This is a genomic window from Caecibacteroides pullorum (assembly GCF_019239235.1).
GTDB lineage: Bacteria > Bacteroidota > Bacteroidia > Bacteroidales > Bacteroidaceae > Bacteroides > Bacteroides pullorum.
The window spans coordinates 90,011-105,249 of the sequence record NZ_JAAZTS010000001.1 but is presented as its reverse complement, the minus strand read 5'-3'; the positions used below and the strand labels follow the sequence as shown (position 1 = coordinate 105,249).

At 49.5% G+C, this 15,239-nt stretch carries 11 protein-coding genes; 2 read left to right on the top strand and 9 right to left on the bottom strand.

All coding sequences use genetic code 11. From position 1 onward, the window contains the following. Positions 1 to 2: 2 nt before the first annotated feature. The 9 genes from HF894_RS00370 to hisS all read right to left on the bottom strand — a co-directional run bounded on the left by HF894_RS00370 (position 3) and on the right by hisS (position 11,769). The gene (locus HF894_RS00370) at positions 3 to 3,287 is read right to left on the bottom strand and encodes a TonB-dependent receptor (RefSeq protein ID WP_204970706.1); all 3,285 of its coding nucleotides are present in this window, start codon (positions 3,285 to 3,287) and stop codon (positions 3 to 5) included. Between the two features lie 232 nt (positions 3,288 to 3,519). Continuing rightward, complete coding sequence (locus HF894_RS00365) at positions 3,520 to 4,533, bottom strand: FecR family protein (protein ID WP_204970705.1); 1,014 nt, start codon at positions 4,531 to 4,533, stop codon at positions 3,520 to 3,522. 69 nt (positions 4,534 to 4,602) lie between these two features. After that, complete coding sequence (locus tag HF894_RS00360) at positions 4,603 to 5,199, bottom strand: RNA polymerase sigma-70 factor (protein WP_204970704.1); 597 nt, start codon at positions 5,197 to 5,199, stop codon at positions 4,603 to 4,605. Positions 5,200 to 5,303: 104 nt separating this feature from the next. Then, a complete protein-coding gene (locus HF894_RS00355) occupies positions 5,304 to 6,494 on the bottom strand; it encodes a C1 family peptidase (protein ID WP_075319037.1) in 1,191 nt (396 codons plus the stop codon). 106 nt (positions 6,495 to 6,600) lie between these two features. Beyond that, a complete protein-coding gene (locus HF894_RS00350) occupies positions 6,601 to 6,897 on the bottom strand; it encodes a chaperone modulator CbpM (RefSeq protein WP_021847046.1) in 297 nt (98 codons plus the stop codon). A gap of 19 nt (positions 6,898 to 6,916) precedes the next feature. Then, the gene (locus HF894_RS00345; protein WP_204970703.1) at positions 6,917 to 7,870 is read right to left on the bottom strand and encodes a DnaJ C-terminal domain-containing protein; all 954 of its coding nucleotides are present in this window, start codon (positions 7,868 to 7,870) and stop codon (positions 6,917 to 6,919) included. Positions 7,871 to 7,985: 115 nt separating this feature from the next. After that, a complete protein-coding gene (gene groL, locus HF894_RS00340; protein WP_204970702.1) occupies positions 7,986 to 9,620 on the bottom strand; it encodes a chaperonin GroEL in 1,635 nt (544 codons plus the stop codon). Positions 9,621 to 9,663: 43 nt separating this feature from the next. Then, positions 9,664 to 9,936 (bottom strand): co-chaperone GroES, encoded by a 273-nt coding sequence (locus tag HF894_RS00335; RefSeq protein ID WP_021847043.1) that lies wholly within the window; start codon positions 9,934 to 9,936, stop codon positions 9,664 to 9,666. Between the two features lie 468 nt (positions 9,937 to 10,404). Then, positions 10,405 to 11,769, bottom strand: coding sequence for a histidine--tRNA ligase (hisS, locus tag HF894_RS00330; protein WP_204970701.1), 1,365 nt, complete (start codon positions 11,767 to 11,769; stop codon positions 10,405 to 10,407). Between the two features lie 338 nt (positions 11,770 to 12,107). Between hisS and HF894_RS00325 the strand changes: the two genes are divergently transcribed. Further along, positions 12,108 to 14,327: a S9 family peptidase gene (locus HF894_RS00325; RefSeq protein ID WP_204970700.1), complete on the top strand. Its 2,220-nt coding sequence runs from the start codon at positions 12,108 to 12,110 to the stop codon at positions 14,325 to 14,327. Positions 14,328 to 14,363: 36 nt separating this feature from the next. Beyond that, positions 14,364 to 15,221: a lipoyl synthase gene (gene lipA, locus HF894_RS00320; protein WP_204970699.1), complete on the top strand. Its 858-nt coding sequence runs from the start codon at positions 14,364 to 14,366 to the stop codon at positions 15,219 to 15,221. Positions 15,222 to 15,239: the final 18 nt, after the last annotated feature.

Here is a 15,239-nt window from a genome sequence, read left to right as displayed (position 1 = left end):
GTTTAGAATGTTACGTTAAGTCCGAACATGTAAGAGCGGTTAGTAGGGTAGCCGTAGTACATGTTGTCGGCATCAAGGTTGGTCGTATTGTCCATGTTGCTGAACGAACAAAGGTTGTTGACACTCACGTTGATGTTCACTCCTTGGACACCCATGGCTTTCACCCATTTCTTCTCCAGGTCATAACCAAAGGTGATGTTCTTCACCGTCACATAGCTCACTTTGGAGTAGAACGAGTGTTTATCATAAGGCGTATAAATCAGCGAAGTCACCTTGTTGCTGTGGTTTTCCGGTGTCCAGTATTCCATACCGCTGATATAATTGAAACGCATATCCCAACGTTCCAGATTCAGGTCATGACGTTCTTTCCATTGACCGAATACACCGTTCAGCAAGAACGACAGGGAGAAGTTCTTGTAATGGAACTGGTTGCCCATGGACATCAGGAAGCTTGGAGTCTTGGAACCGATGATCTTCTTGTCAGCAGCAGTAATACGGCCGTCTCCATTCACATCTTCCAGCTTGGCCGAACCAGGCTTCGCACCGGCTTGTATTTCTTTACCTTCCTCATTGTAGAAACCTTCTTTAATGGTCACCTTACCATCACTTCCTACAATTTTCTCCGCTTTATATCCGGGATCGTCATATTGCCAAACTCCCACTACATTATAGTCATAGAAAACTCTTAGCGGCTCACCGATGAACCATTTGTTATCGATGTCATCCTTGCCGTCTCCACGTAAATCAACAATTTTATCTCGATTCAAGAAGAAGTTCAAGTTAGTATTCCAAGTGAAATCCGGAGTCTGGATGTTTACGGAGTTCAAGTTGATTTCCACACCCTTGTTACGTGTTTGGCCGATGTTGTCCATGATGCTGCTGAAACCATTCATCACCGGCACCTTACGGCTCATCAATAGGTCTTTGGTATTGGCTACGTAGGTTTCGATGCTACCACTCAGGCGTTCACCAAAGAAACTGAAGTCGATACCGAGATTGAAGCTATGGGTAGTCTCCCATTTCAAATTGGGGTTACCTACGCTGCCAAATCCCATATAACTACCATTTACACCGGTAGTTCCGTCACCCCAAATATATTTGGAAGTACTCAAGCGGTCCAACGTTTGGTAAGCGCTGATGGCTTGGTTACCATTACTACCGTATGATAAACGTAGCTTCAACATATCTACTCCCTTGTCGCGTGCCTTTTCCATAAAATCTTCCGAACTGATGTTCCAGGCTACAGCAGCCGAGGGGAAGAAGGCGTACTTGTTGTTAGCACCGAAAGCCGAGTAGCCGTCTGCACGTCCTGTCAAGGTCAACATGTAGCGGTTGTCGAAGTTGTAGTTGGCACGAAGCATGTAAGACAAGGTGGCGGTTTCCGTCAGGCCTGAAGTTATTTTGATATTTTTCTCACCGGCGTTCATGTTGTGATATTCAGAATCATCGTTCACGAAACAGTCGGCACTCTGATTAGCATTCTGATCTGAAGTTTGTTGCATACTGAACAGTCCCGTCAAATCCAGTTTATGCTTACCGAACTGGTTGCTGTAATTCACCAGGTTTTCCCAAGTATAATCGACGTATTGCCTGTTGTAGATAGAAGCGCTACCTTCCGAATTCTTTCCGCTCAGCGTGTTACGGCCGTAGTAAGATCCTTCGAAAGAATTACGATAGTTATAACCGAAATTCGTACGATAACTTAATCCCTTGACCGGCAACTTGATTTCCGCAAATGCCGACAGAAACAGGTTGCGGTAGTTATTATCGGTCGTAGCATTGATGTTGGCCAGCGGATTGGAGAACAGCGTTTCCTGCATCGGATAATCGACATAGTTGCCGGACTCGTCCAAGAATTTTCCATAGGGGCTCATTTTCAGAGCAGCTTCCAGATTGGGTTGGTTCTTGTCCACGTCTTTGCCGACAAACTGCGTACCGATACCTATTTTTAACCAAGCATTGAAATTCTGCACCACATTCAACGACAGATTGGTACGACGAATACCTGTATTCTTCATTACGCCCTCTTGCTTCAGATTGGAAATGGTGGCTGAATATTGGGTAGCCTCTGTTCCACCGGTTACACTCACTGTGTGGCGATTGGTCAAAGCATTGCGGAACACTAAGTCCTGCCAGTCCGTACTAATACCTGCATTGTAAGCTTCGAGTTCTATAGGGTGCAAAATGTTCTCAGGAGCCAGTTGGTCACCTTCCCACCCCAATTTCTCGCGATTGTATTCCTGTCGCATTTGCAGATATTCGGGTCCGTCCATCAAGTTCAACCGACTTTGAGTCTGCTCCAGACCTATCTGTCCTTTATACGTCACTTGCGGCTTACCTTGTTTACCTTTCTTTGTCTGAATCAGGATAACGCCATTCGAACCACGCGAACCATAAATAGCAGCTGAAGAAGCATCCTTCAGAACTGAAAGACTTTCAATGATTTCGGGGTCGATATCGCCCAACGAACCATTATAAGGAATACCATCCAACACAATCAACGGAGTATTGCTGGCTGTCAAGGAGTTAATACCACGTATACGCAATGATTGTTCTTCTCCCGGACGAGCATTAGTTGTGGTAATACTTAAACCCGGTACTTGTCCCGCCAGTTTGTCCAACAGGTTGTTGCTGGTTACCATCTCCAACTGTTCGGCATTAACAGAAGCAATACCACCCGTCAAGTCGGACTTACGCTGGGAACCATAACCTACGACTACCACCTCGTCCAGCATCTCAGCGTCTTCTACCATCGTAATGTTCATCGGTTGCTGAGAGGCTTTTACTTCAAGAGTCTTATAACCTATATAGGAGATTTCAAGAGTTGCATTGGCACCTACTTCCAGAGCAAAGTTGCCATCGATATCTGACACAACTCCGTTGCTGGTACCTTTTTCCTTGACAGCGGCGCCAATGACCGGCATACCTGTCGCATCGGTAATAGTACCTTTTACTTTACCAGCCTGAGCAGGAGCTGCATTGGATACGGCTTTGCGCACAATAATCTTTTTGTCGCGTATTTCATACGTCAAATCAGTCTGTCCCTTCAATATTTGATTGACAACTTCTTCGATAGAGGCTTTATTAGCGGATATGGAAATTCTCTTTCCCGTGTTCACATCTTTTGACGAAAAGACAAACGAATATCCAGACGTCTTTTTCAATTCTTCCATCGCCTCTTTGACGGTTATATTCTTGTTTTTCAATGTAATATCTTGAGCAGACATCGTCAGATTAAAGCAAAAGGCTGCTCCGGCTATTAAAATAGCCTTTTGGATATAATTCATAATTTCTCTTTGATTTAATGATTATTACTAGATTCAGGTCGCTAGATTTGAAGAGTTTTGTGTATTTTTGCATGCTCTCCAAACGCGAATGAGGCATTGCTGTGGCTTGGCAGAGTATTCAAGGGGGGATGTGACCGCATCCTCCTTTTTTATGCAAGCCTTTCTGTCGCTCGGATTTATCCGGAAAGGGAATGTTTCATGGTTTTGTTCTCTTTTAAGGTTCTACATTAAGTTAGTATAGAATATATATTCCTTTTTCTTGCTTATATTTCATACGGTTGGTCGAAGAAATGGTCTCCAATACCTGTTCAATGGTGCTTCCCGACATCTTGAAACTACCATAAAAACGAGTATTTTTGAGTGAATCGGCCACCTCTATCTTTACATCGTAATTGCGCATCAGCTTTTTAGCGATGTCCTCCAACAACTCTTCATCGAAAAACAGCTCATCATGGGTCCATATCTTGGAATTCTGCACCTGAGTACGAGTAGTCTTCATTTCTCCAGTCAATTTGTTCAACGTCATCTTTTCATTGGGTTGCAGATATAACGTCTCCTCTTGTCTGAGATGATTACTCAACTTCACTTTACCCGACAAAAGCGAAACACTGGCTTCCGAATCGTCTGCATAGTTCTTGAAGTTGAATTGAGTTCCCAACACGGTCACATCAACTTCCTGCGTATGAATAATGAAAGGAAGCTGTTCGTTGTGCGATACCTCAAAATAGCCTTCACCCTCCAGTTTCAAATTACGATCGTTGATTCCGAATCCCTGGGAATAGGTCAAACGTGAACAAGCGTTCAACCATACTTGGGTACCATCGGGCAAGTACATACAGGTACGGGCTCCGACAGGAGCTTCGATCACGATATCGGCAAAGGCATTCTCCATGTTTTGCTTCCCTCCCCAATAACCGGCCAAAGGCAACACCAACACCAATACAGCAGCAGCAATACGCCAAAAATATCGAGCAAACGATTGTTGTTTGTGAGGATGAATCTCTGCAGTCTGTTTTTTGATTCGATTCTTGAATCTTAAAAAAGCCAGTTCTGCATCGGGTTGGTTTTGCCCATACAAAGTGGATGTAGTATACCATAATTCGATCCGGTCACGTATATAAATACGGTGTGCATCCGATTCGAGACTCCATTGTTTCAGTTGTTCAATGCAATCTCTGTCAGCATGTCCTGATATGTACTGATCTATCAGGCGATCCATTTCGATATATGACTCTTTGTTTGGCATCTTTTTCGACGGTTATATAGTAAAGACAAAATTCAAGGCATCAAGGGTAGTGTAAAATGCTGTTTTTTTTCAGATTTTGATGAAAAAATAGAGGAAAAGCACTTCCAAATAGGGAGCCATCTTTTTCTGAAGGATATCTAAAGCATTCTTTATGTGATACTTGACTGTATTTATCGAGATATTAAGTTCGGAAGCAATTTCTTCATATTTTTTCTCTTCGAACCGACTTTTTTTGAAAACTGTCCGGCAAGCATCCGGCAGTTCCTCTATGCTCTGACGCAACAAGTCCTCCAATTCCTGAGTGAGCATATTTTCCAACGGATGATCTTCGGAAGGAAACAAGTTTTCTATCAGTTGAACATTCTCAAGAAGCAGATAGGAAGAACAGTTTTGCTCCATCCGATAGGTCTGTGAATTCAATTCGTTCAAGCAACGGTTGCGAACGGCACGAAGCAGATAATTGCGTAGTGGGCCTGAAATTTCAATCTCTGTATGGTGTTCCCACAAATAGAAGATCACATCGTCTACCATCTCTTCGGCAAGGGAAATATCATTGGTCAGCTGAGCAGCAAAACGGCAAAGAAGTGCATAATGTTGCTCGTAAAGGTATTTGAATGCCCTTTCGTCCCCTTGTTTCAGATGCTTTTTAATGAGTGCTTCTTCCATAAATACATTTTGTAACAGACAAATGTAGTGAAAAACATCGAAAAAAATAAAGGGCATCCAAAAAACATTGGATACCCTTCACATTAGGATTTGTTTCTATTCTCTTATTTAATACCCAGCTTGGCCTTGATCTCAGCAGGTACGGCATCTTTATGTACCAGGATGTTCATCGTCTTATAAGCAACGAAAGCTTTGGAAGCATACCAAATACCTTTGTATTTGCCGCTCAATCCCCAAGAGTTCTTAACCATGAAATATTCTTTACCGGTCTGATCTTTGGCAATACCATAGATAACCATACCATGATCATCAGTCGTTTCCCAGTTATCGAAAGCAACTTGACGCATTTCCTGCGTTACTTCTACTTCAGGCAAAGGACGAGAAGTCAATTCCTTACGCTTGTCCGTAGCAGTCATACCTGTCCAGCGAGCCATGTCAGAGCCAGTCAGTTCGGCACCACGAGCTGCATCGGGCATAACAGCGATACCATCACGGGTAAATCCCTGTTCGCTCACATCGCTACCCCATGCAAAAGTATAACCTGTGCGAATGGCATTGTCCATAACGGCCATCAGTTCGTCGATAGGCAGGTTGTAGGACAAGCCGTTGCGCCAGTTGTCCTGAATCTCGATGGCAAACTGGGTGTAGAACGGGTGATGTGTGTACGAAGTCAGTGACACGTAGTCATCAGGATTGATGCCCAGACTGGCGGCAAAGCTCTTCGGTGTGTACTCCGTACCCATATAAGTGAACTTCTCGGGACATTTGCCCAGATAAGTGTCGTAGATAGCACTGATACCGTTCTTCCATACGGGGGTCAGCTTGCTGAAGTTGCCCTTGCCGATGGCTTTTACATAGGCGCCGGCAACGGCATCCAGTTCGTTGTGTACAGGCAGTGAATCGCCGTACATGATACCCGGCATGGCTTCCTGCGGCACAAGGCCATAATTCTTCATACAATACATGATGTCATAGAAGCTTCCGCCCGGCGAGAAGGGAGCATCACCGTGATAGCGCACGTAGTTAACGGCACGGTCTACCATGGTGTGATGTACAACGAACATTTCGGACAGGTCGTAAGTACCTTTACCCAAGCGCAGCAATTCACTCTCCAAGAAGCCGAGGCTGGAGAAGCTCCAGCACGTGCTCGAACGATTTTGGTTCTTGATGCTGGTGATGGGGTTTTCCTTTACGGTAGTGAAAACGAAGCCTTCTTCTTTGGGCTCAGTCTTCTTCTTGGCCGACATGTCGAAGGCCAGCAATGCCAATGCGGCAACGAGGATTGTTTTTTTCATCATGATTACATTATTTAGAAGTTTTCATTATTGGCTACAAAGATAGTCAAATTTATCGATAAGCCAAACAATCTTTTCCGCTTCGTTCAGGCCATTGCGGGAAACCTCAAAACACATCTCCATACATCCGCAAACGGGTACGCAGGTCGCGTATCTCGCGTTGCATCTCGTCCATACGCTCCAGCAGGTGATGGATGGCATCAATACCCTCCATATTGATAGAGAGGTCGTAGTACATACGGCTGTAACGCTCCACGTCGGGCAACTGGGAGAAAGTGAGGCAGGGACGGCCTTCATCGAACAAGATGTCGACCAGTCCATTTTCCTGCAGGAGGTCGATGAACGACGGCTCTATATGACATTTGTCGCAATAATCGCTGACAACAATCAATTCATTCTGCATAACGGTTTGTTTTTTTTAGTTAGTTCATACGCTGAATTTTACGGAACATGTCTTTCTGTTCCTCCGTCAAGTTGGTAGGCAACTGGACGTGGTAGGTCACAATCAGGTCGCCCTGCACGCCTTCCTGCTTATAGACAGGAAATCCCTTGCCTTTGAGGCGCACCTTGGTGTCGTTTTGCGTGCCTGGCTTTACTTTCAGTTTCACCTGTCCGTCCAGAGTATTCACCAACTGTTCGCCACCCAGCAGGGCCGTATAGAGATCGGTATTGACATCGACATACAGGTCGTCGCCCAACCGCTTGAACACGGGATCGTCGGCAATGACAAACGTGATGTAGAGATCGCCCGCAGGACCTCCGTTCACACCCGGAGCTCCATAGCCTTTCAGCTTGATGACCTGCCCGTTGGCCACGCCGGCAGGAATGGTGATGCGCACCTGCTTGTCGCCCACACTGAGCACCTGTTTATGAGTTTGCGCGGCCTCACGAAGCGTCAGGTTCAGTTCGGCCTGATAGTCCTGGCCGCGAAAACCTCCCTGAGCACTCCGCCCACTCCGTCCGCGATGGCCGAAGAGTTCCTCGAAAAAGTCGGAGAAGCCGCCTGCATTGCTGCCCGTAAACTCCTGTCCGTCGGACGAATACCAATAGGTACCGTTACCGTCCGTGTGGAAGCCCTGCGCTCCGGCACCGAAACCTCCAAAGCCACCTGCCTGCTGACGGGCCTGCTTCTGTGCCTCGAACTCGTCGGCATGCTTCCAGTGTTCGCCATACTCGTCGTACTTCTTACGCTTCTCGGGGTCGCTCAGCACCTCGTTTGCCTCGTTGATGGCCTGAAACTTTTCCTTGGCCGTGGGGTCGTTCGGGTTCAGGTCAGGATGAAACTTGCGCGCCAGCTTGCGGTACGCCTTCTTGATGTCATCCTGCGAGGCGCTTTTGTCCACACCCAATACTTGGTAATAATCGATAAAAGCCATAGTTAATGATTGATGGTTAAAATGGTTAATGGTTCATATAATAAAAGCCGCGGTATCTCTCTGACAAGACACCGTGGCTGCTTATATGTTTAATGTATCAGGGGAAATCGGCCGATTACATCATGCCGCCCATGCCACCCATACCGGGGTTCATCGGCATTTCGGGCTTGTCTTCCTTCTTCTCAACGATGACACATTCCGTTGTCAGGAACATGCCTGCGATAGAAGCGGCGTTCTCCAGCGCTACACGAGTAACCTTGGCGGGGTCTACCACGCCTGCTGCATGCAGGTTCTCGTACACGTCGGTACGTGCGTTGTAGCCGAAGTCACCCTTGCCTTCACGAACCTTCTGAACAACCACGGCGCCTTCCTTGCCTGCGTTAGCGCAGATCTGACGGAGCGGCTCTTCGATGGCACGCTTGATGATGTGGATACCGGTTGTTTCGTCGGCATTGTCGCCTTCCAGACCTTCGAGTGATTCGAGGGCACGGATGTAAGCCACGCCACCACCTGGAACGATACCTTCTTCGATAGCGGCACGCGTTGCACGCAAAGCGTCGTCTACACGGTCTTTCTTTTCCTTCATTTCAACTTCGGAAGCAGCACCTACGTAGAGCACAGCTACACCACCTGACAACTTGGCCAGACGTTCCTGAAGTTTCTCACGGTCGTAATCGCTCTTTGTAGCGGCAATCTGAGCCTTGATCTGCTCGCAACGCTCTTTGATGTTCTCCTTGTCGCCGGCACCGTTTACGATGGTCGTATTGTCCTTCGTAATAGTAACCTTCTCGGCAGTACCCAGCATTTCGATCGTAGCCTGTTCCAGTTTCAAGCCCTTCTCTTCGCTGATCACTACACCACCGGTCAGTACGGCGATATCTTCCAGCATTTCCTTACGACGGTCACCAAAGCCCGGAGCCTTCACAGCACAGATCTTCAGCTGGCTGCGCAGACGGTTCACTACCAAGGTGGTCAACGCTTCGCTATCTACATCTTCTGCGATGACCAACAGAGGACGGCCTGTCTGTACGGCGGGTTCGAGGATAGGCAAGAAATCTTTCAGGTTGGAAATCTTCTTGTCGTAGATCAGGATGTAAGGTTTCTCCATCTCACATTCCATCTTCTCCGTATTGGTAACGAAGTAGGCTGACAGATAACCACGGTCGAACTGCATACCTTCTACCACGCCGATGGTCGTATCCGTACCCTTAGCTTCCTCGATGGTGATGACACCGTCCTTGGAAACCTTACGCATGGCGTCGGCAATAAGCTTACCGATAACCGGATCGTTGTTGGCAGATACGGTACCTACCTGTTCGATCTTGTCGTAGTTGTCACCAACCATCTCTGACTGAGATTTGATGGATTCAACCACCTTGACAACGGCCTTGTCGATACCGCGCTTGATGTCCATCGGGCTGGCACCGGCCGTTACGTTCTTCAAGCCTTCGGCTACGATAGCCTGGGCCAGTACGGTAGCAGTTGTTGTACCGTCACCTGCGTCGTCGCCAGTCTTCGAAGCGACTTCCTTAACCAGCTGTGCGCCGGTGTTCTGATAAGCGTCGGCCAGCTCCACTTCCTTGGCAACGGTCACACCGTCCTTCGTGATGTGGGGAGCACCGAACTTCTTCTCGATGATAACGTTACGGCCTTTCGGGCCCAGAGTTACTTTTACGGCGTTAGCCAGTGTGTCGATACCCTTCTTCAGTTGGTCGCGGGCATCTATATTGAACAAAATTTCTTTAGCCATGATTTCGTCTAATTAAAAGTTGAAAGTTGAAAATTGAAAGTTTTTATCCCAGTACGGCGAGTACATCGCTCTGACGCATGATCAGATATTTGGTACCGTCGAGTTCGATTTCCGTGCCGGCATACTTGCCATAGAGTACGTGGTCGCCTGCTTTCAGCACCATTTCTTCGTCCTTCGTACCGTTTCCGGCTGCTATCACTTCACCTTTCAAAGGTTTCTCCTTTGCTGTATCAGGAATGATGATACCGCCGATTGTCTTTTCTTCTGCGGGTGCAGGGAGTATCAGAACTCTGTCTGCCAATGGTTTAATGTTCATAGTCACTTTTCGTTTTATATGTTATACTTTATTTTCTTTTTTCTGCCTGCTTGGCGCAAGCGAAAAAGAATATACGAAAAGCGTGCCAAACTTATTTTGGCAGAAAGAAACTGCCAAAATGTCGCAATACGTCCAATTTGTCCGAAAACAAAAAACGCCTGCCCTTATTCGAGCAGACGTTCTATGTTACCTTCTTCCCAAAAAGCCTTGGTGGACCTCACCATCGAGCTGCCCATATATAATAGGAATAGGACAGCCAAAATAACCATAATTACACCGATCAACAAATTGTGTTTGTTTTCTTCATTCAACGGAATGGAAACCATATTTTACCTCCTTCTTCTTTATGTAATGCAACGGTGCAAAAGTAGCGCCACTACGTTACATTTTTATTTCACGCCCGATACAAATATACGAAAAAAGGAGCGGAATCCGCTCCTTTTTAATAGTATTTTGTTTTTTTACCGCTCATTTGCGTATGGCTGCCACCAGTTCGGCAGGGGTGAGCAGACATTGCTCGCCGCTTTCCATGTTTTTCAGCGTCACCTTACCCTCGTTCATCTCGTTCTCGCCTACCAGTGCCACGAAAGGAATGCCCTTGGCGTTGGCATAACTCATCTGCTTCTTCATCTTGCTGGCGTCGGGGAAAATTTCGGCGCGTATGCCTGCCGCACGGACTTGCGCCAGGACTTGCATGGAGAAAGCCGCTTCCTTTTCACCGAAATTGATGAAGAGCAGCTGCGTGCCGTCCACGGCTTCCTTCGGATAGAGGTCGAGCTGGTTAAGTACATCGAAGATACGGTCGGCACCAAACGAGATGCCCACACCGCTGACACCTGCCATGCCAAAGACACCTGTCAAGTTGTCATATCGTCCGCCGCCGGTGATGCTTCCTATCTGTACGTCGAGCGCCTTCACTTCGAAGATGGCGCCCGTGTAGTAGTTCAGACCGCGAGCCAACGTCAAGTCCAGTTCGATTTCGTTCTTCAGGCCCAGCGCCTTCAGGGTGGTCAGGATGAATTCCGTCTCGGCCACGCCCTTGAGGCCCGTTTCGCTGGTGGCCAGCACCTCTTTCAGCGTAGCCAGCTTCTCTTCGTTCGTACCGCTGAGCAGGATGATGGGTTGCAACTTGGCGATGGCCTCGTCGCCGATGCCCTTTTCGCGCAGTTCAGCGTTCACGTTGTCCAAGCCTATCTTGTCCAGTTTGTCGATGGCTACGGTGATGTCCACTATCTTGTCGGCCTCACCAATAATCTCAGCGATGCCCGTCAGTATCTTTCGGTTGTTGATCTTGATGCACACACGGATGCCGAAGCGGCTGAAGACGGTGTCCACAATCTGCATCAGCTCCACCTCGTTGAGCAGGGAGTCGCTGCCCACCACGTCGGCGTCGCACTGGTAGAACTCGCGGTAGCGTCCCTTCTGCGGACGGTCGGCACGCCATACAGGCTGTATCTGGTAGCGCTTGAAGGGGAACGTCAGCTCGTCGCGATGCATCACCACGTAGCGCGCAAAGGGCACGGTCAAGTCGTAGCGCAAGCCCTTCTCGCAGAACTTGCAAGCCAGCTTGGAAGCATTGCGGCTCAGCAGTTCCTCGTCGGTCAGGCCGGAGAAGTAGTCGCCGGAATTCTGTATCTTGAACAGGAGCTTGTCGCCCTCTTCGCCATACTTGCCCATCAGCGTGGAGAGCATCTCCATGGCGGGTGTCTCTATCTGCTGGAAGCCGTAGAGGTGGTAAACGTCGCGGATGGTGTTGAATATATAGTTGCGCTTCGCCATCTCTATGGGCGAAAAGTCGCGGGTTCCTTTCGGAATACAAGGTTTTGCTGCCATATTCGTATCAGTTACATTTCAAAATCGAGCCACAAAGTTACGGTATTTTATCAGAAGTATCCAGCAAATCGGGAGCAAATTCGCATCGGGAACGTCATTTTCCCCCGTCTTTGAAATCGATTTATCCTCTCAACCTACAGAAAACAAACACCGCATCACCAATCAGAAAGCATCGCTTTACCTGTACGAAAGTACCGTTTTACCACCCGCAAAACAGTGCATTAGTTTTATTAACACGAAATCCGTGTTTTGTTAACAGAATTTTAAGTCTTAACGGAGACACTTTTTTGGCATTCGGCCGAATGTGGCTTATCTTTGCAAAAAAAACAAAAAGAGACATGAAGCAAATCAGCATTACCCTACTCTGCTGCCTCCTGACGCTGGCAGCCTACGCTCAAGGCGGAAAGCCGCTCACGCTGAAGGATGTCGTGACGGGCACGTTCCGCGTGGAAAACATCTACGGAGTCATCCCCATCCCCGGCGACGGCGAACACTACTCGCAAATGAACGCCGAAGGTACACAAATCATCAAATACTCCTTCAAGACCGGCAAACAGGTGGAAGTGCTGTTCGACGCCGCCACAGCCCGCGAGTGCCCCTTCAAGCGCTTCGACAGCTACAGCTTCTCGCCCGACGGCTCGATGCTGCTCATCGCCACCGAGACGACCCCCATCTACCGCCGCTCGTACACGGCCGTGCACTATCTGTACAGCCTGAAGCGCAACCTCGAGGGGAAAATCAACAACGTGGTGGAGAAACTCTCCGACGGCGGACCGCAACAGGTGCCTGTATTCTCGCCGGACGGCTCGATGGTGGCCTTCGTACGCGACAACAACATCTTCCTCGTGAAACGTTACTACGGCAACAGCGAAAGTCAGGTTACCAAGGACGGCGAACGCAACAAGATCATCTACGGCACGCCCGACTGGGTGTACGAAGAGGAGTTCTCCTACAACCGCGCCCTAGAGTTCAGCGCCGACAGCAAGATGCTGGCCTTTGTGCGCTGGGACGAGAGCGAAGTAAAATCTTACTCCTTCCCCGTCTTTGCCGGCGACAAGCCCCACATCGAGGCCTACGAGAAGTATCCCGGCGCCTATGAATACAAGTACCCCAAGACGGGCGAAGCCAATTCGAAGGTCAGCGTCCACACGTTCGACATCAAGAGCCGCATCATCCGCAAGATCGACGTGCCGATGGACGAAGACGGCTACATTCCCCGCATCCGCTTCACCAAAGACCCCGAAAAGCTGGCCATCATGACACTGAACCGCCATCAGAACCGCCTCGACCTCTATTTCGCCAATCCGCGCAGCACGATGTGCAAGCTGATACTCCGCGACGAGAGCGACAAGTATATCAAAGAGAACGTATTCGATCAGGTCGTTTTCTACGACAACAACTTCAGCTTCGTCAGCGAACGCAGCGGCTACAACCACCTCTACTGGTACAACATGACGGGCAGCCTGGCCAAGCAGGTCACTTCGGGCAACTTCGAGGTAAAAGATTTCTTGGGTTACGACCCGCAGGAAGGCTCCTTCTACTACACCAGCAACGAGGAGAGCCCCATGCGTACCGCCGTCTATAAGACCGACCGCAAAGGCAAGAAACTGAAACTCTCCACGCAACAGGGCACCAATTCGGCCCAGTTCAGCACGGACATGAAGTACTACCTAAACCGCTACACCAGCCTCGACACGCCGATGGTCATCACGCTGAACAACAACCGCGGACAGGTGCTCACCACCCTCGTAGACAACCAGAAGCTCCGTGCCCAGCTGGCTGAATACAACCTGCCGAAGAAGGAATTCTTCAGCTTCACCACTACCGACGGTACCCAGCTGAACGGCTGGATGATGAAGCCCACCGACTTCTCTCCCTCCAAGAAATATCCCGCCCTGCAATACCAGTATAGCGGCCCCGGCTCGCAACAGGTGCTCGACGCCTTCGGCATCAGCTGGGAGACGTTCATGGCTTCGCAAGGCTACGTTGTAGTTTGCGTGGACGGACGAGGCACAGGCGGACGCGGTGCCGACTTCGAGAAATGCACCTACCTGAACCTGGGCGTCAAAGAAGCCCGCGACCAGGTGGAGACGGCCCTTTACCTGGGTAGCCTGCCCTACGTGGACAAGAACCGCATCGGCATCTGGGGCTGGAGCTTCGGCGGCTACATGACGATCATGAGTATGAGCGAGGGTACTCCCGTATTCAAGGCAGGTGTGGCCGTAGCAGCTGTGACTGACTGGAACTACTACGACACCGTCTATGGCGAACGCTTCATGCGCACGCCACAGGAGAACGCCGAGGGCTACAAGGCATCGTCGGCCTTCACCCGTGCCGACAAGCTGAACGGACGCCTCCTGCTGGTACACGGCATGGCCGACGACAACGTGCACTACCAGAACTGTGCCGAGTATGCCGAACATCTGGTTCAGCTGGGCAAGCAGTTCGACATGCAGGTCTATACCAACCGCAACCACAGCATTTTCGGCGGCAACACGCGCATGCACCTGTACACGCGCTTGACTGAATTCTTTAATCAATGGTTAATGGGGAATTAATTCTCCATTATCCATTCTCAATTTTCAATTTTTGAAATGGAACGAGTACGCAAGCCTGAATGGCTCAAGATAAGCATCGGCGCCAACGAACGCTACACCGAGACGAAACGCATCGTCGAGTCGCACTGCCTGCACACCATCTGTAGCAGCGGCCGATGCCCCAACATGGGCGAATGCTGGGGACGGGGCACAGCCACCTTCATGATAGGCGGCAACATCTGTACCCGTAGTTGTAAATTCTGCAACACACAGACAGGACGCCCCCTGCCTCTCGACCCGCAGGAACCTACGCACGTGGCCGAATCAGTACGGCTGATGAAGCTCTCGCACGCCGTGGTGACCTCTGTCGACCGCGACGACCTGCCCGACCTAGGCGCCGCCCACTGGGCGCAGACCATCCGCGAGATACGCCGTCTGAACCCCGAAACCACCATCGAAGTGCTAATCCCCGACTTCCAGGGGCGCAGGGAGCTGGTGGAGCAGGTCATTGAAGCAAGGTCCGACATCATCAGCCACAACATGGAGACCGTGCGCCGCATCAGCCCCCTGGTGCGCAGCGCCGCCCGCTACGACACGAGCCTCGAGGTAATCCGCCAGATAGCCGCCAGTGGCATCACGGCCAAGTCGGGCATCATGGTAGGCCTGGGCGAAACACCCGCCGAGGTAGAGGAACTGATGGACGACCTTCGCGCCGCCGGTTGCCAGATCATGACCATCGGCCAGTACCTGCAACCCTCGCATCGTCACTACCCCGTATCCGAGTATATCACCCCCGACCAATTCAAACGCTACGAAGAAACGGGGTTGGCCAAAGGCTTCACGCAGGTAGAGAGCGGCCCGCTGGTACGATCATCCTACCACGCGGAAAAGTCACTCCGTTACCTGAAGAAATAAAGAAAAGAGGCTGAACAA

Coding starts and splice junctions, on each gene's coding strand:
- HF894_RS00355 (WP_075319037.1), bottom strand. CDS start 6,494: ATGAAAAAAACAATCCTCGTTGCCGCATTGGCATTGCTGGCCTTCGAC.
- HF894_RS00365 (WP_204970705.1), bottom strand. CDS start 4,533: ATGCCAAACAAAGAGTCATATATCGAAATGGATCGCCTGATAGATCAG.
- HF894_RS00345 (WP_204970703.1), bottom strand. CDS start 7,870: ATGGCTTTTATCGATTATTACCAAGTATTGGGTGTGGACAAAAGCGCC.
- HF894_RS00360 (WP_204970704.1), bottom strand. CDS start 5,199: ATGGAAGAAGCACTCATTAAAAAGCATCTGAAACAAGGGGACGAAAGG.
- lipA (WP_204970699.1), top strand. CDS start 14,364: ATGGAACGAGTACGCAAGCCTGAATGGCTCAAGATAAGCATCGGCGCC.
- HF894_RS00370 (WP_204970706.1), bottom strand. CDS start 3,287: ATGAATTATATCCAAAAGGCTATTTTAATAGCCGGAGCAGCCTTTTGC.
- hisS (WP_204970701.1), bottom strand. CDS start 11,769: ATGGCAGCAAAACCTTGTATTCCGAAAGGAACCCGCGACTTTTCGCCC.
- HF894_RS00325 (WP_204970700.1), top strand. CDS start 12,108: ATGAAGCAAATCAGCATTACCCTACTCTGCTGCCTCCTGACGCTGGCA.
- HF894_RS00350 (WP_021847046.1), bottom strand. CDS start 6,897: ATGCAGAATGAATTGATTGTTGTCAGCGATTATTGCGACAAATGTCAT.
- groL (WP_204970702.1), bottom strand. CDS start 9,620: ATGGCTAAAGAAATTTTGTTCAATATAGATGCCCGCGACCAACTGAAG.
- HF894_RS00335 (WP_021847043.1), bottom strand. CDS start 9,936: ATGAACATTAAACCATTGGCAGACAGAGTTCTGATACTCCCTGCACCC.